The sequence below is a fragment of the Roseovarius sp. PS-C2 genome (assembly GCF_018862045.1).
Lineage (GTDB): Bacteria > Pseudomonadota > Alphaproteobacteria > Rhodobacterales > Rhodobacteraceae > Roseovarius.
The window spans coordinates 268419-288953 of sequence record NZ_JAHKSQ010000002.1; the positions used below are offsets into that span (position 1 = coordinate 268419).

At 61.4% G+C, this 20535-nt stretch carries 23 protein-coding genes; 10 read left to right on the forward strand and 13 right to left on the reverse strand.

What is annotated here, in order from left to right; genetic code table 11:
- Nucleotides 1-50 precede the first annotated feature (50 nt).
- From KPG71_RS04680 to KPG71_RS04715, 8 genes are all read right to left on the reverse strand, one after another.
- Entirely contained in the window at nucleotides 51-320 is a 270-nt protein-coding gene (locus KPG71_RS04680) for a hypothetical protein (protein WP_216336967.1), read from the reverse strand.
- Entirely contained in the window at nucleotides 317-625 is a 309-nt protein-coding gene (locus KPG71_RS04685; RefSeq protein ID WP_216336968.1) for a hypothetical protein, read from the reverse strand. Before KPG71_RS04685 ends, KPG71_RS04680 begins: the two co-directional genes overlap by 4 nt.
- Nucleotides 626-1129, reverse strand: a complete 504-nt coding sequence (locus KPG71_RS04690; RefSeq protein WP_216336969.1) for a hypothetical protein — start codon at nucleotides 1127-1129, stop codon at nucleotides 626-628.
- Nucleotides 1116-1367: a hypothetical protein gene (locus KPG71_RS04695; RefSeq protein WP_216336970.1), complete on the reverse strand. Its 252-nt coding sequence runs from the start codon at nucleotides 1365-1367 to the stop codon at nucleotides 1116-1118. The genes KPG71_RS04690 and KPG71_RS04695 overlap by 14 nt, the downstream gene beginning before the upstream one ends.
- A gap of 210 nt (nucleotides 1368-1577) precedes the next feature.
- Complete coding sequence (locus KPG71_RS04700) at nucleotides 1578-1793, reverse strand: AlpA family transcriptional regulator (RefSeq protein WP_216336971.1); 216 nt, start codon at nucleotides 1791-1793, stop codon at nucleotides 1578-1580.
- 91 nt (nucleotides 1794-1884) lie between these two features.
- Nucleotides 1885-2277 (reverse strand): hypothetical protein, encoded by a 393-nt coding sequence (locus tag KPG71_RS04705; RefSeq protein WP_216336972.1) that lies wholly within the window; start codon nucleotides 2275-2277, stop codon nucleotides 1885-1887.
- A complete protein-coding gene (locus KPG71_RS04710; protein WP_216336973.1) occupies nucleotides 2274-3527 on the reverse strand; it encodes a site-specific integrase in 1254 nt (417 codons plus the stop codon). Before KPG71_RS04710 ends, KPG71_RS04705 begins: the two co-directional genes overlap by 4 nt.
- A 218-nt stretch (nucleotides 3528-3745) precedes the next feature.
- Nucleotides 3746-4048 (reverse strand): DUF6476 family protein, encoded by a 303-nt coding sequence (locus KPG71_RS04715; protein WP_216336974.1) that lies wholly within the window; start codon nucleotides 4046-4048, stop codon nucleotides 3746-3748.
- Here KPG71_RS04715 and KPG71_RS04720 point away from each other — a divergent pair.
- From KPG71_RS04720 to KPG71_RS04730, 3 genes are all read left to right on the forward strand, one after another.
- Nucleotides 4047-5093 carry an RluA family pseudouridine synthase gene (locus KPG71_RS04720; RefSeq protein ID WP_216336975.1) on the forward strand — a complete coding sequence of 349 codons (1047 nt, stop codon included), beginning with the start codon at nucleotides 4047-4049 and terminating at the stop codon, nucleotides 5091-5093. The genes KPG71_RS04715 and KPG71_RS04720 overlap by 2 nt on opposite strands.
- A 135-nt stretch (nucleotides 5094-5228) precedes the next feature.
- Nucleotides 5229-6125: an RNA polymerase sigma factor RpoH gene (rpoH, locus tag KPG71_RS04725; RefSeq protein WP_216336976.1), complete on the forward strand. Its 897-nt coding sequence runs from the start codon at nucleotides 5229-5231 to the stop codon at nucleotides 6123-6125.
- Nucleotides 6126-6201: 76 nt separating this feature from the next.
- The gene (locus KPG71_RS04730) at nucleotides 6202-7260 is read left to right on the forward strand and encodes an alpha/beta fold hydrolase (protein ID WP_216336977.1); all 1059 of its coding nucleotides are present in this window, start codon (nucleotides 6202-6204) and stop codon (nucleotides 7258-7260) included.
- Nucleotides 7261-7388: 128 nt separating this feature from the next.
- On the opposite strand, the gene KPG71_RS04735 is transcribed toward KPG71_RS04730, so the two are convergent.
- Nucleotides 7389-9209 (reverse strand): M3 family oligoendopeptidase, encoded by a 1821-nt coding sequence (locus KPG71_RS04735; protein WP_216336978.1) that lies wholly within the window; start codon nucleotides 9207-9209, stop codon nucleotides 7389-7391.
- Between the two features lie 170 nt (nucleotides 9210-9379).
- Between KPG71_RS04735 and KPG71_RS04740 the strand changes: the two genes are divergently transcribed.
- Nucleotides 9380-10210 (forward strand): fumarylacetoacetate hydrolase family protein, encoded by an 831-nt coding sequence (locus tag KPG71_RS04740; protein ID WP_216336979.1) that lies wholly within the window; start codon nucleotides 9380-9382, stop codon nucleotides 10208-10210.
- Here KPG71_RS04740 and KPG71_RS04745 read toward each other — a convergent pair.
- On the reverse strand, nucleotides 10164-11156 hold the full coding sequence (locus tag KPG71_RS04745) for an alpha/beta fold hydrolase (RefSeq protein ID WP_216336980.1): 993 nt from the start codon (nucleotides 11154-11156) through the stop codon (nucleotides 10164-10166). The two genes, KPG71_RS04740 and KPG71_RS04745, sit on opposite strands and share 47 nt — an antisense overlap.
- Nucleotides 11156-11443: an SCP2 sterol-binding domain-containing protein gene (locus tag KPG71_RS04750; protein WP_216336981.1), complete on the reverse strand. Its 288-nt coding sequence runs from the start codon at nucleotides 11441-11443 to the stop codon at nucleotides 11156-11158. The genes KPG71_RS04745 and KPG71_RS04750 overlap by 1 nt, the downstream gene beginning before the upstream one ends.
- A 130-nt stretch (nucleotides 11444-11573) precedes the next feature.
- Here KPG71_RS04750 and KPG71_RS04755 point away from each other — a divergent pair, with 130 nt between their 5' ends.
- The 5 genes from KPG71_RS04755 (at nucleotide 11574) to KPG71_RS04775 (ending at nucleotide 16513) form a co-directional block, all read left to right on the forward strand.
- Nucleotides 11574-12080: a tetratricopeptide repeat protein gene (locus tag KPG71_RS04755; protein WP_253196095.1), complete on the forward strand. Its 507-nt coding sequence runs from the start codon at nucleotides 11574-11576 to the stop codon at nucleotides 12078-12080.
- A 23-nt stretch (nucleotides 12081-12103) separates the two neighbouring features.
- Nucleotides 12104-14932: a helicase-related protein gene (locus KPG71_RS04760; RefSeq protein WP_216336983.1), complete on the forward strand. Its 2829-nt coding sequence runs from the start codon at nucleotides 12104-12106 to the stop codon at nucleotides 14930-14932.
- 18 nt (nucleotides 14933-14950) lie between these two features.
- Entirely contained in the window at nucleotides 14951-15331 is a 381-nt protein-coding gene (locus KPG71_RS04765; RefSeq protein ID WP_216336984.1) for an RNA-binding S4 domain-containing protein, read from the forward strand.
- A 52-nt stretch (nucleotides 15332-15383) separates the two neighbouring features.
- Nucleotides 15384-15722, forward strand: a complete 339-nt coding sequence (fdxA, locus tag KPG71_RS04770; RefSeq protein WP_073034795.1) for a ferredoxin FdxA — start codon at nucleotides 15384-15386, stop codon at nucleotides 15720-15722.
- A 281-nt stretch (nucleotides 15723-16003) separates the two neighbouring features.
- Nucleotides 16004-16513 carry a CarD family transcriptional regulator gene (locus KPG71_RS04775; RefSeq protein WP_073034796.1) on the forward strand — a complete coding sequence of 170 codons (510 nt, stop codon included), beginning with the start codon at nucleotides 16004-16006 and terminating at the stop codon, nucleotides 16511-16513.
- A gap of 61 nt (nucleotides 16514-16574) precedes the next feature.
- On the opposite strand, the gene cobS is transcribed toward KPG71_RS04775, so the two are convergent.
- Entirely contained in the window at nucleotides 16575-17306 is a 732-nt protein-coding gene (gene cobS, locus KPG71_RS04780) for an adenosylcobinamide-GDP ribazoletransferase (protein WP_253196096.1), read from the reverse strand.
- 105 nt (nucleotides 17307-17411) lie between these two features.
- Here cobS and cobT point away from each other — a divergent pair, with 105 nt between their 5' ends.
- Nucleotides 17412-18428 carry a nicotinate-nucleotide--dimethylbenzimidazole phosphoribosyltransferase gene (cobT, locus tag KPG71_RS04785; RefSeq protein ID WP_216336986.1) on the forward strand — a complete coding sequence of 339 codons (1017 nt, stop codon included), beginning with the start codon at nucleotides 17412-17414 and terminating at the stop codon, nucleotides 18426-18428.
- An 86-nt stretch (nucleotides 18429-18514) separates the two neighbouring features.
- On the opposite strand, the gene KPG71_RS04790 is transcribed toward cobT, so the two are convergent.
- A complete protein-coding gene (locus KPG71_RS04790) occupies nucleotides 18515-20434 on the reverse strand; it encodes a cation:proton antiporter (RefSeq protein WP_216336987.1) in 1920 nt (639 codons plus the stop codon).
- Nucleotides 20435-20535: the final 101 nt, after the last annotated feature.

Sequence of the window (20535 nt, forward strand, 5' to 3'; positions counted from 1 at the left end):
CCATCAGGCGTCTGAGTTCCCTTCCACAATATCGTGTAATGGCGTTTCATTCAAGCCCTACCGCTTGCGCCGTACCGCTTTTGCTCGAAGTCCTGGGCCTCGCGCTGCGCCTCGGATGCCACCAGCTTTGCCAGTGCGATGGGCAGGCCATCCGGGCCAGTGCTGCCGTGGATGCTGCGATAGAGGCCAGCCGACAGCGACAACATGCAGGACGCCAGTGAACGCATGTCACCGCCCTCGATCTGCGTTTGTGCAATGGCTTCCTCGATTGCCGATGTGGCGCGGCTGAATTCGGGGTGTTGCTCGATTTTCGTTTTCATTTCTGATGCTCCTTTTTTGCGCTCTCAGCCAAGACGATCAGTTCCTTGGCCCAGAAGATGAGGCCATCCATCGCTTGGATCGGGCATGTGCCGCCTGCGCGGGATTGTGCGAGGATGAATTCAACGGTTTCCCGCGCTTCGTCGTCGGCAACGTTCATCTGGTGTTCGTTCATTGAAGGCTCCTTTGCCTGTGGGGAGTGGTAGATAAGGATGTCACTGTTTTGGTGATGGGCTGCGCTATCCGGGGGGCGCATTTCGTCACCGTTTTGGTGACGGACTGTCACTGTTTTGGTGACGCGTTTCATTTATCCGTCACCGTTTTGGTGACGGGGCGTCACCAATTTGACGACAGGGTTTTGTTTTTTTGAGCGGCCTTTCGGATTGTGCGCTGCGGCCTTCTGCACCGGAAAATCCGCGCCCTCGCGCCATTCCTTGAACAGCTTCCTGCCGCTTGGCTTCTCAGCGTGAGGCAACGGCAACTCGGTCAACTCGTATGCGGGGCTTGTTGCCTTCCCTTTGACGCCAAGACGGGCATGTTCTGTCACCACCGCGAAGCCTTTGGCCTGCAAATCATGGAATGCCCGAGACGCCGTATTGATACCGACGCCCAGCCGGTCAGCCGCTTGCCGAACGCTCAACCGTATCTTGCCGTTGTTGTTAGCCTGCGGCCCGCGCCATTCCAGCTTGAGCCAAGGATAGAGCGCCTGTGCGGACGGGCTGAGCGCCCGCCACGCAGGGGTTTCCATCATGTTGCGCACCAGCTTAGTGAAATGCTCAACCTGCCGTTCGTTGCGCTTATCCCGCCCCATTCTTCGCCCCCTTTGAATGGTGTTGCTTGTGGTGGCGACGACAGAGAAAACGCACATCGTAGGGGCGGTCATAGTCGTCATGGTGTGCGTCCGTTTTCGGATTGCCGCACACCTCGCACGGCTGGCGCTTGATGACACCAAGGCGCATCGCGTTCTGCACGGTGAGGTGCGCCAGGTAGCGTTTGGGGTGGCGTTTGCGCCATGCTTGCTGCCGCGTGGGCTTCTTTTTCTCAGCCATTACGACGCCCCCCAGATCAGGACGGCCAGCGCCTGTGCCTGTGCTTCGGTGACGCCGTGAAGGCGCATCAGGAATTTGACTTGGAGTCTTGTCATTTTTGCTCAACCTCGTGTTGTCGGAGGCTGCGCGGCGTGGTATCTTTCTAGAGAAGCCCTCCAAGACTTCGTGTCTCCAGAAAGCCCCCGCCGTGCCGCCGGTCGGGGGTTTTCTTTAAGCTGCTTCAGAGTTCTGGGAATCCAGCCACTCGATCACATCGGCCTCGCGCCAGTAGCGGCGGTTTCCGATGTAGATGGGCTTGGGAAATTTCAGGGCTTCATTGTCCAGCCAGCGCCAGAGCGTCATGTCTGAAATGTCGCCGCAGATTTCGCGCACCGCTGCCGCCGGTATCCGGCGGTGCGGGTTGCGAATATCGCTTTGCGTATTCATTTGCCACGTCCTTTCGTTTGGGTCGTGGCTAAACAACATCAACATTTTTTAACGCAGCGGAACAGTAGCTTTTGGCGCTATTCGAAAACCGTCAAACTTTGTGCCGCCCGAGGAAATTATAAAGTTGGTTGAAGTCATTAAAATGAAGATGGCGGTCTGGGTGATCCCAAGCCGCTAAAGCAATTTCTTGGCGTTTTGAGAGTCCGGCCTCTGAGGCGATGCGGCTCACAAAAGCAATCCGCGCTCTTGTTTTGGCTTGCGTTCCGGTGTTCTTCGCCGTGAATTTTTCCGGCTGCACATCAGCAGCCTGTGCGACAGTATCGGCGTGTACCCTGCTCATTTGCCAATAGGCTTTGGCGCGGTCAGAAGCGGCGGTGCGCTCTTGCTGCGAAAGTTGCGGGTTAATCATTTCACGCTCAGCCTGTCTCGCCATTGCCTCGCATTTATCCCTAAGAGCTTCGGCCTTTTTACGCACATTAGTCATCGCGCCGCCCCCTCGATCTGCACAACGTTATCCGCGCAGCCTTCCACCAGATCGGCCACAAGCCGCGCCCATGCGTCCAGTGCGGCCCGCTTTTCGTCGGCATAGTCGTGTCGCTGATATACGGCCACGATCCCGCCACCCGTTCCGCTGGAATGGTTCAACACGGCCTCGGTCACGCGCACCGGGATACCAAGCCGGGCCATGCCGGTCGCAGCCGAGCGGCGCAGGTCGTGAAAGGTCCAGTGCGGGATTTCAACCGGCTCCCCGGTTTCCTCGCTGGCAATTTCGGCCATGCGGCGATGCAGGCGATCCCGGCCCTTGGTAAAGCCGCTGACGGGGCTTTCGCCCGTTGTGGTGAACACATACCCATTCGGGCCTTTGATGCGCTCCACGCCCGTCAGAATGTCCTGTGCTGCCTTGGATAGCGGCACATCATGCGCCCGCCCGTTCTTTGTTCGATCAGCTTCAAGGTGCCAAAGGTCGCCCGTGATTTCGGAGTCAGTCATGCCCACCACCTCGGCGCGGCGCTGTCCTGTCAGTAACAGCAGCTTGGCGATCTGGCCCCAAGGTTGCCCAAGGTCGTCACCGGCCCGCCAGAGCCATCGGATTTCATCGTCGCTCAATACACGTTCCCGGCTGGCTTCCTTCGCAACCGGCTTCACTCCGAAAAGCGGCGATGCTGCGATCACGTCGCGCTCAACGCACCAGTTGAAGAAGCTGGACAGATAGGCGCGCACCCGGTTGGCAGTCACAACCCGCCCGCTATCCGCTATCCCGTCCAGAAGGTCGATCACGTCGCGTTTGCCTATGTCCTGAATTTTGCGATCCCCCCAAGAGGGCAGGACATGGCGCGCTAGCTGTGCCTGCACATCAGCGCCCGATTTCAGCTTGGACAGGTGCCGGGTGGTATATTGCTCCACCAGCGTTTTGATCTTGTCGCGCTCGGATAGCTGCGCCTCGATCCGCGCGGCCTTCGCCTTCCTCTTGGCCGCGCCAGGATCGTTACCATGTTCTACGGCTTCGATTGCCTCGGACGCAGCGGATCGCGCGGCGGCAACGCCCATGATCGGCCACTTGCCCAAAGTCAGCTTCTTGGGCTTGCCCGCGTAGCGATACCGCAGCGCCCATGATTTTGCGCCGCTTGGCTGCACCACCAGGTAAAGCCCGGATAGCGCGGGATCGGGGATTTCGCGGCGGCTGGCGTCCGGTTTTAGAGCCTCCACCGCCTTCGTTGTCAGCGCCTTTGCCATAGTCAAAAGGTCCTCTGGGGTAACACTGGGGTAACGGATTTCAGTGTTTTGGGTTGTTACCCCAAGTTAGCAACAGCGCATAACATTACAAGGAAATGCTTGCAAAATATGGAAAATAATTGATTGGAGCGTTTTGTAAAGTTTGGGGCCGTTATGGTCCTATTTTTGATTGTGGATCAAGAGGTCCCCCGTTCGAGCCGGGGAGGCGGTACCATCCTTCACTCGATGTCGATCACCTGCCGCAAGGCACCGCCCGCGCGGTCATAGATCAGGATGCGGTCATCCTCTGTCACCACGGCATACCAGTCGCCCCCCTGGGTAAAGGCCGTGGCCTTTGCCCCGTCGGGCAGGGCGATGCTGTCGGGCAGGGTGGGGGCCTGATCGCCCAGGCGCGTGACAAACAGGAAGATGATGACTAGAAGGCCCGCAATCATCGTGCCTGTGAGGATCGTCACCAGCAGGCGCAGATAACGTATCATCGCCGGATCGAACTCTGGCTCAGGCTCGGGGCTGTTTTCCATGGGGTCCACCCTTGTTTCCTTCCGGATCGCCGCCGATCCGCCTTCGCGTCTTGATAAGGCCTTGGCGCGCGATGTGCCAGAGGAGGCCGCCCTCTCGCGCACCCGCCTTGCCAGGCTGATCGCCGAGGGCGCGGTGCTGGTCAACGGCGCACCCGTGACCGATCCCAAATCCCGCGTGGCCGAAAGCGACCGGATCGACATCACCGTGCCACAGGCCGAAGACAGCCATATCGCCCCCGAGGCCATCGCCCTGAGCGTGGTGTTCGAGGATGACGACCTGATCGTTATCGACAAACCCGCCGGGATGGTCGTGCATCCCGCCCCCGGCAGCCCCGGCGGTACGCTGGTCAACGCCCTGCTGCATCATTGCGGCGACAGCCTGTCGGGCGTGGGCGGCGCCAAACGCCCCGGCATCGTGCATCGCATCGACAAGGACACATCCGGCCTGCTGGTGGTGGCGAAATCGGATCGCGCCCATCACGGGCTGGCGGCGCAGTTCGAAAAACACAGCGTCGAACGCTATTACCGCGCGGTGGTTTATGGCGTGCCCGATGCCTCCGATCCGCGCCTGCGCGGGATGCGTGGCGTCAGTTTCGAATCGGGCAACATCATGAAGATCACCACCGGGCTGGCGCGTCACCGCACCGACCGGCAGAAACAAGCCGTGGTGTTCGACGGGGGTCGTCACGCGGTGACGCGCGCCCGTGTCGTGCAGGCCTTCGGCACGCCCCCGGCGCTGTCGCTGGTGGAATGCTGGCTGGAAACCGGGCGCACCCATCAGATCAGGGTGCATATGGCCCATGCCGGGCACGGGCTGATCGGCGATCCGGTCTATGGCGGGCGGCGCAAATTGCCGCTCCGCGCGCTTCCGCCCTCCGCGCTGGAGGCCGTCAGCGGGTTTTCGCGACAGGCGCTCCATGCCGCCATTCTGGGCTTCGAACACCCCGTTTCGGGCGAAAACCTGCGGTTCGAGGCCCCTTTGCCCGCCGATATGGCGCATTTGCTGACCTGTCTGGGGGCTGACACATCCCGCACAGATGCGTGAGGGCCTGTCACATTTGTCGTAAAGCGACGGAATCTTCGTAATATTGCGTTAATATTCATGGGGCATGACCCCTTGAAACCGATACGGGGGGCTCCCATCTGGATGTTAAGCCCCTAAACATTGGAGGGACACAGGGTGAGCAACTACGCAAATCTGCCGGCCCCGACGCCGGAAGGCGGCCTGAACCGCTATTTGCAGGAAATCCGCAAATTTCCTCTTCTGGAACCGGAAGAGGAATACATGCTGGCCAAACGCTGGGTCGAAAAACAGGATACCGAGGCCGCGCACAAGATGGTCACAAGCCACCTGCGCCTGGCGGCCAAGATCGCCATGGGCTATCGCGGCTATGGCCTGCCCACGGCCGAGGTCATCTCCGAGGCCAATGTCGGCCTGATGCAGGCGGTCAAACGGTTCGACCCCGAAAAGGGCTTCCGTCTGGCGACCTATGCCATGTGGTGGATTCGCGCCAGCATTCAGGAATACATCCTGCGCAGCTGGTCGATGGTCAAACTGGGCACCACCAGCGCCCAGAAGAAGCTGTTCTTCAACCTGCGCAAGGCCAAGGCCCGCATCGGCGCACTGGAAGAGGGCGATCTGCGCCCCGAGAACGTGCAGCGCATCGCGCATGATCTGGGCGTGACCGAGGACGAGGTGATCTCGATGAACCGGCGCATGTCGGGCGGCGATGCCTCGCTCAACGCGCAGGTCGGTGCCGAAGGCGAAGGCACGATGGAATGGGTGGACTGGCTGGAAGACGAAGACGCCGATCAGGCCACCGATTACGAACAGCGCGACGAATTGGAAGCGCGCCGCGAATTGCTGGCCGAGGCGATGGACGTTCTGAACGACCGTGAAAAGGACATCCTCACGCAGCGCCGCCTAAGCGAAAAGAACATCACGCTCGAAGATCTCAGCGGGCAATACGATGTCAGCCGCGAACGTATCCGCCAGATCGAGGTGCGCGCCTTTGAAAAACTGCAAAAGCGGATGCGCGAACTGGCCGCCGAAAAGGGCATGATGTCCGCGGCCTGAAGGCTTGCGCAAAACGTGTAAAACACCTTAGCTTCTGCCGCATACCGGCAGGAGCTTTTTTCATGGGACAGGTGGCGTGACTCGTTTCAGTAAAACCCATACGGGCCGTGCGGCGATATTGTCCGTTCTGGTCCTGCTCGCCGCCTGTGCGCCGCGCGTCACCGCCGAGCGCGGCGTGCCCCATCCCGATGCCCGGATCGAGCCGGTGCATGTCGCCACCCTGCGCCCGCTGGACGCCACGGGGCAGGCCTTTGGCATGCAGCGGGCGCAGGGGCTGAAATATTTCCGTGCCGATATTTCCGTGCCGCCATCCCATGAGATCGGCCAGATCGAATGGCCCGGCAAAACCGCCGACGCGGCCACCGACTTTGTCGTGACAAATACCGATGTCCTGCCGGGGCAGGGGGCGCTCGTGCGCGAGGTGCGCCGCGCCTATCCGGGGCAGCAGACGCTGGTTTTCGTGCACGGCTATAACAACACCCTGTCCGATTCGATGTACCGGCTGGCGCAGATCCGGGCGGATTTCGATCTGGCGATGCCCTCGGTTCTGTTCTCGTGGCCCTCGGCGGGCGATCCGCGCGGCTATGTCTATGACCGCGACAGCGTGCTCTATGCGCGCGATGAATTCTTGTCGGTTCTCGACGCCCTCGCCGCCGCGCCGGGCGAACGGGTGTTCATCCTTGCCCATTCCATGGGCTCGCAACTGGTGATGGAAACCCTGCGGCAGGCGGCGATCCGGGGCGACCATGCACTTTTGAACCGGATCAGCGGCGTGGTCCTGATGTCGCCCGACATCGACCCCGAACTGTTCCGCAAACAGGTCGAGGCCATAGGCAACCTGCCGCAACCCTTCCTGATCTTCACCACCCGGCAGGATCGCGCGCTGTCCATCGCGGGCCTGCTGACCGGGCGCAAGGAACGGCTGGGGCTGATCGACGGGCCGGACAAGGTAAAGGGACTGCCGGTCAAGGTTGTCGATTTTACCGCCCTGGCCGATGGCGAAGGCTATAATCATTTCGTCCCCGTCACCGCCCCGGCGGCGGTCAATCTGCTGCGCGACATGATCTCTCAGGCCGGTGCCGGGGCCGAGGGGTTCGACGATTACATGGTGCTGAGCCCGCAAGCCGCCCAGTGAGACCGGGCGGCTGAGATCGGGCCAGTTGCGTCCCTTGCGTCCATCATGGATGCGACAGGCGGGGAAAGGACCGGGTTTCGTACAAAACGCGCGTACACTTCGTACGTTTTGTACGATTTGCGCGGCGTTCAGCCCTCCATCGCCTCCAGCTCGTCGATCAGGCGCGAGATCATGCTCAGTCCCTTGTCCCAGAACGCCGGATCGCTGGCATCTAGCCCGAACGGGGCCAGCAATTCCTTGTGATGCTTCGATCCCCCGGCCTTGAGCATATCGAAATACTTGTCCTGGAACCCTTCGGGGGTTTCCTCGTAAACCGCATACAGCGCATTCACCAGACCGTCGCCGAACGCATAGGCATAGACGTAAAACGGCGAATGCACGAAATGCGGGATATAGGCCCAGAAGGTTTCGTAGCCGTCCATGAATTCGAATGCCGGGCCAAGCGATTCCGCTTGAACGGACATCCACAAGCCATTGATATCATTCGGAGTCAGCTCTCCGCCCCGGCGGGCGGCGTGCAGCTTGCATTCGAAATCGTAAAACGCGATCTGCCGGACCACGGTGTTGATCATGTCCTCGACCTTGCCCGCCAGAAGCACCTTGCGCTCGGTGTCCGTTTTCGCCTTGTCCAGCATCTTGCGGAAGGTCAGCATCTCGCCGAACACACTGGCCGTTTCCGCCAGCGTCAGCGGGGTGTTCGCCAGCAACTCGCCCTGATCGGCGGCCAGCACCTGATGCACTCCGTGGCCCAACTCATGCGCCAGGGTCATCACGTCGCGCGGCTTGCCCAGGTAATTCAGCATCACATAGGGGTGCACATCCGTCACCGTGGGATGCGCGAAAGCCCCCGGCGCCTTGCCCGGCTTGACACCTGCATCAATCCAACCCTTTGAAAAGAAAGGATTTGCAATGTCGCCCATGCGCGGATCAAAGGCCGAATAGGCCTCCATCACGATATCGCGGGCACCGTCCCAGTCGACGATCTTGCTGTCCTCGATCGGCAGCGGCGCGTTGCGATCCCAGACCTGCATCCTGTCCAGACCCAGCCATTTGCGCTTGAGTTCGTAATACCGATGGCTCAGTTTCGGATAGGCCGCGACCACCGCTTCGCGCAGCGCCTCGACCACCTCGGGTTCCACATCGTTGGACAGGTGCCGCCCGGTTTGCGGCGTCGGCATTCCGCGCCAGCGGTCGATCACCTCTTTTTCCTTGGCGGACGTGTTGTGCACGCGGGCGAATGTGCGGATGTTCTGCCCGAACACGCGCGCCAGCTCGTGCGCGGCGGCCTCGCGCTTGCTGCGGTCCTGCTCGGTCAGCAGGTTCAGGGTGGCCTCGATGCCCATGTCCTCGCCATCGACGGTAAAGCTCAGACCGGCGATGGTTTCATCGAACAGGCGTTCCCACGCATCGCCGACCACGCCCAGATCGTGCAGGAATTTCTCAAGCTCGTCAGACAGTTGATAGGGTTTCATCGCACGAATGCGATCCAGCACCGGCTTGTAACGCGCCAGATCGGCGTTTTCCGCATACATCGCCGTCAGCGCCTCTTCCTCCAGCCGGTTCAGTTCCAGCGTGAAGAACACCAGAGGCGTGGTGTAATTGGTGATCTTTTCCTGACAATCCGACAGGAACTTGGCCCGCTCTCCATCCGTGGTTTGCTGGTGATAGCGCAGCCCGGCAAAGGACATGATCCGTCCGGCGATGTTGCTGATCTTCTCGTCGCGCTTGATGCACTCCAGCAGGCCATTCGCATCAAGATCGGCCAGCTTCCCCTCGTAATCGTTGGCAAAATCCGCACAGGCCTTTTCCAGCCAGTCCAGATCACGCTTGAGTTCGGGCGCGTCGGGGCTGGCGTAGAGGTCCGTCAGATCCCACTCGGGAAGCTTGCCCAGATTGTCGTCGCCGGAACCGGCATTCGCGTCATATGCGGGCTGGGGATGGTGGAACATGCAGGAAACCTCCGTTGATTTACGCCAACACATATGCCCACGCACCGGGCGGCTCAAGGCTTGTTCGGGAATGTACGGAAACCCCTGGGCTGGCGGAGCGGTCTGCTGGCCCCTTGCACCGCTCCGGTCAGCAGTTATTCTGCCGCCGAAACAAGCGAAGGGGACAGGGTATGCGGTTCGTCAGATATGGGGAGGTGGGGCAGGAAAGGCCCGGTATGCTGGATGCCGAGGGCCGCTTGCGGGACCTGTCAGGCGTTATACCCGACCTTTCCGGTACTGTTCTTGCCAAACTGCCCAATGTCGACCCCAAAGGCTTGCCATTGGTCGAAGGAGAGCCGCGCCTTGGCCCGCCGGTGGGCCAGGTGGGCAAGTTCATTTGCATCGGACTGAACTATTCGGATCACGCCGCCGAAACCGGTATGAGCGCGCCCGATCATCCCATCGTTTTCATGAAGGCCACTTCGGCCATCTGCGGACCGAACGACACGATCTTGCTGCCCCGTGGATCGGAAAAAACCGATTGGGAGGTGGAACTGGGCGTGGTGATCGGCAAGCCTGTCAAATATGTCAGCGAGGCCGAAGCCCTGAATCACGTGGCCGGCTATTGCGTGATCAACGACGTGTCCGAGCGCAGTTTCCAGATTGATTTGTCCGGTCAGTGGACCAAGGGCAAAAGCTGTGACACGTTCGGGCCGATCGGCCCCTGGCTGGTTACGCCGGACGAGATCGGCGATCCGGGTGCGCTTGAGATGACGCTCGATGTCAATGGCGAGCGGATGCAGAACGGAACCAGCGGAACAATGATCTTTACCGTACCGCAGATCATTTCCCACCTGAGCCAGTTGATGAGCCTTCAGCCCGGTGACGTGATCGCAACCGGCACTCCACCGGGCGTAGGGATGGGGATGTCTCCGCAGCGTTTTCTAAAGGAGGGCGACGAGGTGGTGGCCGAAATCAAAGGACTGGGCCAGCAGCAGCTTTCGGTCGTTCGCGATTCATAGCAGGCACCATGCCTGTCGAGCGGTTGTAATGATCGCAAATCCGGGTGAACACCTGTGTGCGGATTGCGGCGCTGTCCATCAGAACCTCGTGTCGCCCGCCGTTGATCAGTTCCAGATCGCCTTGGGGCCAGCGTTCCATCCGGTCGTGGATTCGATTGACATCGACAATATCCTCGTCAGTGCCCAGAATGGTCAGGCAAGGCATGTCGGGCGACGGGCGGCGGGCGAGCAACCGGGTTTCCTTGAGCGCTTCGTGCAGCCAGTGCAGGCTTGGGCCGCCAAGGCCCAGTTGCGGATAGGCGCGGGCCTGGTCGATCATGTAATCGTACATGCTGCGGTCGCAGGTCAGCTTGTTGGTCTCGAACGGTTCACTCAGAACATAGTTGTCCTGAGACGTTCCCGGCGCATAGACATGCCCCATACCCAGTTGCCGGCCACTCCAGGATAGCGACCACGCCAAAGGCCGCAGCGAACTTGCCATGCGGATTCCCCACATCGGCCCGGAAAAGACGCAGCTTTGTACCGGCAAGCCCTCCATGATCGCACGCAGGCCGATGCAGCCGCCCATCGAATGCCCCAGAAGGTGCCACGGGCGGGGCAGGTTCAGCGCCTGTGCGGCAGCTACGGCGGCAGCCACGTCATGCTGATAATCGGTGAATTTCAGAACATGGCCCGACATGGTGTCGTTTAGCAGCCGGTCGGCCAGCCCCTGACCGCGCCAGTCAACCGCCAGCGTGGAATAGCCGCGCAGCGCGAAATCCTGCGCTGCGCGACCGTATTTTTCGGCATACTCGGTGCGGCCGGGAAACAGCAGCACCGTGCCTTTCTTCGCATCCCGCGCCCATGCGCCAACACGCACGCGCAGGCCGTCTTCGGTGGTCAGCCACCAAGCCGCGCCATCGTCGGGGCCATGCGCCACATCCGCGAAGAAAGGTGCGTTTTCCATCAGGCCAGAATGCTGCCCAGTTTCATGGCCATTCCCATGTCGCCATCGACGCTGAGCTTGCCCGACATGAAGGCGGCGGTCGGGTCGAGGTCGCCTTCGAGGATGGCCTGAAAGGTTTCCGCATCGGCGCTCAGGGTCACGTCCGCGTCGTCGTCCGCCGCGCGCGCGCCATCGGAATCGATCATGATCGCGCCTTCGCCTTCGATCTGGAATTTGGCCGTTCCGTCAAAATCGCCGCTGATTTTTCCATTCAGGGCCGTCACGGCACTGTCGATGATATCGCTCATCCTTGTGATCCTTCTGTTTTCGTTGCGCCGGGGGGTGTGAAATCCGGCAGTAAACGCTACATTCAGAGTCGTTATGAGCGCAAAACATCGACATCTCAATCGTATCGTCGCGGCATTTCTGGCAGTAGTCATGATTTCCCTACCTGCCGCCGCGCAGGACACGTCACGCCTTGACGATCTGTTCGAGCGTCTTTCGCAAGCCGAACCCAACGATGCCAGACGGGTGGCCCGCGATATCGAACATGCGTGGTCGCAGTCGGGCTCGCCTGCCATGGACTTGCTGCTCGAGCGCGGGCGCGATGCTTTGGAAGGGGGCGATTCGCAGGCTGCGATCGAGCATTTTAGCGCCCTGACGGATCATGCGCCGGATTTCGCCGAAGGGTGGCATATGCGCTCTGTCGCCTATTCGCGGGTAGGCCGTTACGGTCTGGCGCTTGCCGATGTCGAACACGCGCTTGCGCTCAACCCCCGCCATTTCAACGCGATTTACGGTCTGGGTGTCATTCTGGAAGAGTTGAACCAACCCGATCTGGCCCACCGTGCCTTTGCCCGTGTTCTGGCTATACATCCCCATCACGAGGCCGTAACCAAGGCCCTGGAACGACTGGACAATCAGGTGGACGGCTCAGCGCTGTGATCTGACCGGAACGGAGCAAGCCAATGGCCGAGCAGTCAAGAACCCTGGCGGTTCTGGGGCCGACGAATACGGGCAAGACCCATTTCGCGATCGAGCGGATGCTGGGCTATCGCACGGGGGTGATCGGCCTGCCGCTGCGCCTTTTGGCGCGCGAGGTTTATGACAAGATCGTCGCCTTGCGCGGGCCATCGGTGGTTGCCCTTGTTACCGGGGAAGAGCGGATCGTTCCCGAGCGCACCCAATATTGGGTCTGCACGGTCGAAGCGATGCCCGAAGGCCTGGGCGCGGATTTTGTGGCCATCGACGAAATCCAGCTTTGCGCCGATCCCGAGCGCGGCCATGTCTTCACCGACCGCCTGTTGCGGATGCGGGGCCTGCGCGAGACCCAGTTTCTGGGCAGTCAGACCATGCGCGGGGCAATTGCCGCACTGGTGCCCGGAGTCGAGTTCCTGAGCCGCGAGCGCATGTCGCAATTATCGTATTCAGGTTCAAAAAAGATAAGTAAAATGCCTGTGCGCAGCGCGATTGTCGGCTTTTCGGTTGATAATGTATACGCGATTGCCGAGCTGTTACGCCGCCAAAAGGGGGGTGCAGCAGTGGTTATGGGGGCGCTCAGCCCGCGAACGCGCAATGCACAGGTGGAATTGTACCAAAACGGCGATGTTGATTATCTGGTAGCGACAGACGCCATCGGTATGGGGCTGAATCTGGATATCGACCACGTTGCGTTTTCGTCGCTGACGAAGTTCGACGGTCGCCGGATGCGCCCCTTGGCCCCCAATGAGCTGGCGCAGATCGCGGGCCGTGCGGGACGGGGGATGAGCCACGGCACGTTTGGGGTGACCGGTGAAGCGCCCGAGCTGCCCGGCGAAGTGGCGCAGGCGATCATGGATCATCGCTTTACCCCCATTCGCAAGCTGGAGTGGCGCAACTCCGATTTGCCGTTTGGAAACCTCGATGCGCTCATTCAGGCACTGGAGGCCAGGCCCGACGATCAGTGGCTGGCTCGCGCCCGCGAGGCCGATGACCTTGGGGCGCTGAAAACCCTCGCGCAGGTGGCTGAGGTCCGTGCGCGGGCCAGTGACGGGCCTTCGGTGCGGCTGTTGTGGGATGTTTGCCGGGTGCCCGATTTCCGGGGTATCAGCCATGCCGAACATGCCGGGCTGCTGGAGCGCATCTATTGCGATCTGCACGAACATGGACGGGTGCCCGACGATTGGCTGGCACGGCAGGTCAAGAGGATCGACCGGACCGATGGAGATATCGACACATTGTCGAAACGTCTCGCCTATATCAGGACTTGGACGTATGTTGCGCAGCGAAAAGGCTGGGTCGATGACGAAACGCATTGGCGCGGCGCGACGCGCGCGGTAGAAGACCGCTTGTCGGATGCGCTGCACGAGCGTCTGACCCAGAGATTTGTGGACCGGCGCACATCCGTGCTTTTGCGCCGGCTCAAGCAGAAGGAGGCCATGGTGGCCGAAGTGAACGAAAACGGTGATGTGACGGTCGAGGGCGAGTTCGTCGGACGTCTGGAAGGGTTCCGCTTCATGCAGGACAAGGCGTCGGCAGGGCAGGAGGCCAAGGCGATTGCGCAGGCCAGCCTGCAAGCGCTTGCGCCGCATTTCCATCTCAAGGCGGACCGGTTCTATAACGCGCCGGATACCGAGATCGACTTCACCGAACAAGGTGGCCTGATGTGGGGCGATCAGGCCTTGGGCAAGCTGGTGGCGGGGGCTGATCCTCTGAAGCCGCAGGTCGAGGCGTTTGTGGATGCCGCCGCCGGTGCGGACGTTGCGCAGAAGGTACAGCGCCGTCTGCAACACTTCATCGACCGCAAGGTCGCGACCCTGTTCGAGCCGCTTTTGAACATCCAGCGGGATGAGGCGCTGACCGGCCTTGCGCGTGGTTTCGGCTTCCGTCTGGTCGAGAATTTCGGCGTCATTCCGCGCGGCGAGGTGGCCGAAGACGTCAAGGAACTGGATCAGGATGCGCGCGGCGCGCTGCGCAAGCACGGTGTGCGGTTTGGACAGTTCACCATTTTCATGCCGTTGCTGCTCAAGCCTGCGCCGACGCGCCTGCGTCTGGTGTTGTGGTCGCTGGCGCAAGGGTTGTCCGACTTCCCCGAAGCTCCCCCGCCGGGGTTGGTGACGGTGCCCGCAGGCACGGCGCTGCCGCGTGGTTACCATTCGATGGCAGGCTATCGCGCAGCTGGCGAGCGGGCGATCCGAATCGATATGCTGGAGCGGCTGGCCGATATGCTGCGCAACGAGGACAGCCGCGCCGGGTTCGAGGCCAGTGCCGATATGCTGTCGATCACGGGCATGACGCTGGAACAGTTTGCCGATCTGATGCAGGGTCTTGGCTACAAGGCCGAAAAGGGCGAGCGGGAAAAGGTCAAACCGGTCGATCAGTCCGTCGTTGAAGCCCCCGCCGAGGAAACTGCCGAACCGATGGCGTCCGAACGGGTCGAAGATATCCCCGATGAGGGCGAGGCGCCTGTCGTTGCCGAACCAGCCGAACAAACCGAGCAACCCGCCGATATTCCCGCTGCGACGGAAGGCGAGGTGCTGCCGGGTGAAGCGCCTGCTGCCGATCCCGCAGAGCCCGAGATCGAGGTGTTTTATACTTTTACCTGGGCCGGGCGCGCAGCGCGGGGCCGACCGCAGGGGCGGGGCAAACCACACAGTGGCGACAAGCCCAAGGGGAAGGGCGGAAAGCCACCCAAGGGCAAGCCGCGCCGCGATCAGGGGCCCAAGACCTTCTCGGCCAAGCCGCAGAAAAAGAAAGACCAGATCGACCCGGACAATCCCTTTGCCGCGGCCCTTATGGGGCTGAAGGACAAGGGCTGAACCGGGGCTGTATTCGGTTTGCACGATACCCCCGCCAAGATCCGCCTGGACAAGTGGTTGTGGCAGGCGCGGTTTTTCAAAACGCGCAGCTTGTCGGCGAAACTGGTTTCGGGCGGGCATGTGCGTGTGAACAGCGCCAAGGTGTCGAAAGCGGCTCATTCGGTCGGGCCCGGTGATGTGCTGACCTTTCCGCAGGCGCGTGCGACACGGGTGATCCGTATCGTCGCCGTCGGAGAGCGGCGCGGCCCGGCCCCCGAAGCGCAGGCGCTTTATGAAGACCTGAGCCCTCCGGCAGAGCGGCCAAATGTCCCATCTGCGCCGAAATACGAAGGAAAAGGTCGTCCAACCAAGCGGGATCGGCGCAAACTCGATCTCAACCGCCCGGATACGCTTGATTGATACCCGTGGCTGGATTAGGTGAGGCCAAGACCGGTAAAGGTGAGAGACTGAAATGACCTATGTCGTGACGGATAACTGCATCGCATGCAAATATACCGATTGTGTCGAGGTGTGCCCCGTGGATTGTTTCTACGAGGGCGAGAACATGCTGGTGATCCACCCCGATGAATGTATCGACTGCGGTGTATGCGAACCCGAATGCCCCGCAGACGCCATCCGTCCGGATACCGAACCGGATATGGAACAATGGGTCGAGTTCAACCGCAAGTACTCGGAGGCATGGCCGGTTATCATCACCAAGAAGGATCAGTTGCCCGAGGCCGAAGAGCGAGACGGCGAAGAAGGCAAACTGGACAAGTATTTTTCGGAAGCGCCGGGCGAAGGCGGCTGATTCGCGCGGGCGCGGGGATTTTTGATCAAATATCGATATGAAGATGGGTGTAAGGCCCTGATATGAAGTCAAAAATCAGGTTCGTGAATGCGTGCCACTTCCGAAAGCACGTATTTTGTGCTATATTACTGTTACAAATGTAGAACGCTGCCAGATATCCATTCCCCACGGCGCTGCCGGGTGTGTGGATACTTTTGCGCTTGAGGCCAGATTTCGTCGGTTAGCAGCCGTTGGAAACAAGGCGACGAGTTTTGGCCAGCAGCCCTGTGAGGAAGAACTGAATGAGCAAAGCGAAAAAGCTTGAATTTCGCCCCAACGATTACGTTGTATATCCGGCCCACGGTGTTGGCCAGATCGTCTCGATCGAAGAGCAGGAAATCGCCGGCATCACACTCGAGTTGTTTGTCGTATCCTTCGAGAAGGACAAGATGACCCTGCGGGTGCCGACCAACAAGGCCACCGAGGTGGGGATGCGCTCTTTGTCCAGCCCCGATGTGGTGTCCAAGGCGATGACCACGCTGAAAGGCAAGGCCAAGGTCAAACGCGCGATGTGGTCGCGCCGTGCCCAGGAATACGAACAAAAGATCAACTCTGGTGATCTGATCGCGATTGCCGAGGTGGTGCGCGACCTGCACCGCACGGACGATCAGCGCGAGCAAAGCTATTCCGAGCGTCAACTGTACGAAGCCGCGCTCGAGCGGTTGACCCGCGAAGTGGCCGCTGTCAGTGGCGGTGACGAGGTGCAGGCCGCCAAGAAGGTGGACGACGTCCTGGTGTCGCGCGCGGCCTGATCCGGGCGAAATTCGACTGATGACCGGCCGTGCCCATGAGGGTGCGGCCTTTCTTTTCGACTTAGCTTATGAGTGCGAAAAGTACCGTGATTTCCGTGACTTGCTGACACGCGCCCAGGATATCGCCGGTTTGCCCGCCGATCTTGGCGCGTGCAATCAGGGCGACGCTCAACGCGGCCAGCCCGGCCCAGACGATTGCCCCGATCCCGGAAAACCCCAACAGCAATACCGCCAGCCCTGTTGCTATGGCGATGGCCAGCCATACCGTGCGTGCGGGTGGGCGGCCGGTGGCGTGGGATAGGCCGGTGTTGCGGGCATTGGGCAGGGTGGCCATGAGGGCTGGCAAGGGGGCGCGTGACAGGGTTGCCGCGGCCAGAATGCCAATAAAAGCAAGGCCTGCGCCGCTGTCGAACAAGGTCCACAGGGCGGCCCATCTGGCGGCGAAGCTGAACAGCAGGGCCAGAACGCCATAGCTGCCGATATGGCTGTCCTTCATGATCTCCAGCCGCCGGGCGCGATCCCATCCGCCCCAAAGGCCATCGGCGCTGTCGGCAAGGCCGTCTTCGTGCATGGCGCCGGTCAGGATGGTCAGAAAAGACAGTGAAATCAGTGCGGTAACAGCGGGTGGCAGCCCCAGCCAGACAGCGATAAGGCCCGCTATTGCGGCCAGAGAGCCGACCATTACCCCGACCAGCGGATAGGCCCAGGCGGCGCGGGCGCCGCGGTCGAAACGGCTTGCGTGAATTGGCAGGCGGGTCAGCAGGGCCAGCGCGAGGGGAAAATCCTCAGCCATGACAAGGGGTTGGTCGTTTTTCGCCATTGCAGAGGCCTTTTTCGGCTGCGCCCAAATCCTTGGCTGCGATACATGGTGACAGGATTAGCACGCAATGGGTACGACATGCAGCAGGATTTTACCACGGTTTCCGAATTTGTTGATATTCTTCAAAGGCTTCCCGCATCGGATGCCGGGGCGTGCGCCGCCGCGCGAGAGCGGGACGGGGAGTTGACCAAGCCGCCCGGATCGCTTGGCCGGTTGGAGGATCTGGCGGCGTGGTATTGCGGCTGGCGGGGCGATCCGAAGCCCTGGATCGAGCGGCCTCAGGTCATAGTTTTCGCAGGAAATCATGGGGTTACGGCGCAGGGGGTGAGTGCGTTTCCGCCCGAAGTGACCGTTCAGATGGTGGCGAATTTTCAGGCGGGAGGGGCGGCTGTGAATCAGTTGGCCGAGGCGGTTGGCGCGACGATGGATGTGCATGCTTTGGCGCTGGACACCCCGACCGAAGACTTTACCCAAGGGCCTGCGATGGACGAGGCCGGCTTGGTGGAGGCGTTGCGCGTGGGGTGGCAAGCCGTTGATTCCAAATCGGATTTGCTGGTCGTCGGTGAAATGGGAATTGGCAATACGACCAGTGCTTCGGCGATTTCGCTGGCGTTGTTCGGGGGGACGGCGGGGGATTGGACGGGGCGCGGGACCGGGGTGGAGGGCGATGCCTTGACCCACAAGGCGCAGGTCGTGGCGCAGGCAGTCGAGGTTAATAAACAGTGTAAAACCAATGGGTTGGAGATTTTGCGCTGCCTTGGCGGGCGCGAGTTGGCTGCGATGGCCGGGGCCATGGTGCGCGCGAGAATATTGCGTATCCCCTTGATTTTGGACGGTTTTATCTGCACTGCGGCGGCGGCCTGCCTTGAGCGGGCGCAGCCGGGGGCGTTGGATCATGCGGTGGCGGGCCATGTCAGCGCCGAGGTGGCGCATCCCAAGCTGTTGAAAGAATTGAATAAAGAACCGATCCTGTCGCTCGGGATGCGGTTGGGGGAGGGCTCGGGCGGGGCCCTGGCCATTGCCATCCTGAAAGCTGCGCTGGCCTGTCATTCGGGCATGGCGACCTTTGCCGAGGCGGGGGTTTCGGACGGCTGAGTTTCGCACGAAACGTACGAAGTGTACGCGCGTTTTGTACGAAACTCCGGGGGTCTCGCCGGACTTGCGTCCGTCATGGACGCAACTCAGCCGCCGGTGCCCGAGCGCGGCTCGTCCGCTGCGGTTTCTTCGAGCTGTGACAAGAGCATCGTCTGTAGCTCTTTTTCCAGTTCCTTGGCGCGGGCGATATAGTCCTTGTTGTCGACCGTCGGGATATCGGGGTTCCAGAGCGTCGCCAGATCGCGCACCGATTGCCTGTCGTGCTGGTAGAAGGTTTTCTCGAGTTCGGCGGCCTCGAATTCGGTCAGGCCCATGTTTTCGAGAACGTAACGTCCGGCGCGCAGGGAGCTATCGAAGAGTTCGCGCACGATGTCATCCGCCCCGGCCTTGTAGAGGCGGAACACATGGGTGCGGTCGCGGGCGCGGGCGATGATGTGCAGATCGGGCCGTTCGCGGCGGGCGTAGGCGACAAGACGGGTCGTGGCCTCGGGGTTGTCGAGGGCGGCGACCAGAACGCGGGCCTCGTCCAGACCGGCGGCGCGCAGCAATTCGGGCCGGGTGGGATCGCCGAAGAAGCCCTTGACCCCGAAACGGCGCATCCGCTGGATCGCGGCGAGGTCGTGATCCAGCACGACGGTGTTGAACCCGCTGGAGCGCACCAGCCGGTTGACCACCTGGCCGAAGCGGCCGATGCCCGCCACGATGACCGGCGCCTGCCGGTCGATATGGTCGGCCTCCTGCGGTTCGGCGATGTCTTCGACCCGGCTGGAGAGCCAGTCATAGAGGATGAACAGCAAGGGCGTGATCAGCATGGTCAGCGCGACGACCAGCAAGAGCATCTCGGACATCGCGGGGGGCAGGACGTTCTGTTGCGCCGAAAACGAGATCAGCACGAAGCCGAATTCACCCGCCTGCGCCAGTGACAGGGTGAAAAGCCACAGGCTGCGCCCGCGCAGGCCGAAGACCAACCCGAGAACGTAAAGCACAGCCCCCTTGAGCAGGATCACCGCCGTCGCCAGGCCAAGCACGGCAAAGGTGTCGCGGGCGAGAACCGAGAAATCTATGCCCGCGCCCACCGTGATGAAGAACAGGCCCAGCAACAGGCCCTTGAACGGGGCGATGTCGCTTTCGAGTTCGTGGCGGAATTCCGAGTTGGCCAGAACCACACCCGCCAGAAACGCGCCGAGCGCGGGCGAGAGGCCCACCAGCATCATCACGAAGGCGATGCCGATCACGATCAGCAGGGCGAGTGCGGTATACATCTCGCGCAGGCGGGCGGTGTGGATATAGCGGAACACCGGGTTGATCAGGTAGATCCCGGCGAGGATGATCGCCGCCACGGCGGCCAGCGTCACCAATGTGACCCCCCAGCCCGGAAGGTTGCTGATGAAGTATGCGGCGGCCTCGTGCGCGGGTTGCGGGGTGGTTTCTGCGGCGGTGGTTTCGCTCAACCGCTCCAGTGTTTCGCCAAGCACCATGCCCGGCGGTTTGGGCAGCGCCAGAAGCGGCAGCAGGGCGAGCATCGGGATCACCGCGATGTCCTGTGTCAGCAGCACGGAAAAGGCCGAGCGCCCGCCGCCGGTCTGCATCAGCCCCTTTTCCGACAGGGTTTGCAGCACGATGGCGGTCGAGGACAGGGCGAAGATCAGGCCGATGGCCAGTGCAATGCTGGTCGGCTGGCCAAGGTAGATCGCGCCCGCCATGACCGCCAGTGTCGTCAGCACGATCTGGAGCCCGCCAAGCCCCAGAAGGTGGTGGCGCATGTCCCACAACGCGCGCGGTTCCAGTTCCAGCCCGATGAGAAACAGCATCATGACGACGCCGAATTCGGCGAAATGCTGGAGTTCCTGCGTTTCGTGCCCGACGACGAGGCCGAGGACGGGCCCGATCACGATTCCGGCGGCGAGATAGCCCAGCACCGAGCCGAGCCCGAGCCGCGCGGCCAGCGGCACCGCGATCACCGCGGCGGCCAGAAAAACCGAAGCCTGAAACAGGAATCCTTCCATGTGGATCTATGCCTTGTCTGTCGAAATCGTGTTGGTATCGGGGACTTGCGTCTAGCGTAGTCGGAGCCTGTGACAGCCGCAATGCAGCGCCGGTGCAAGGG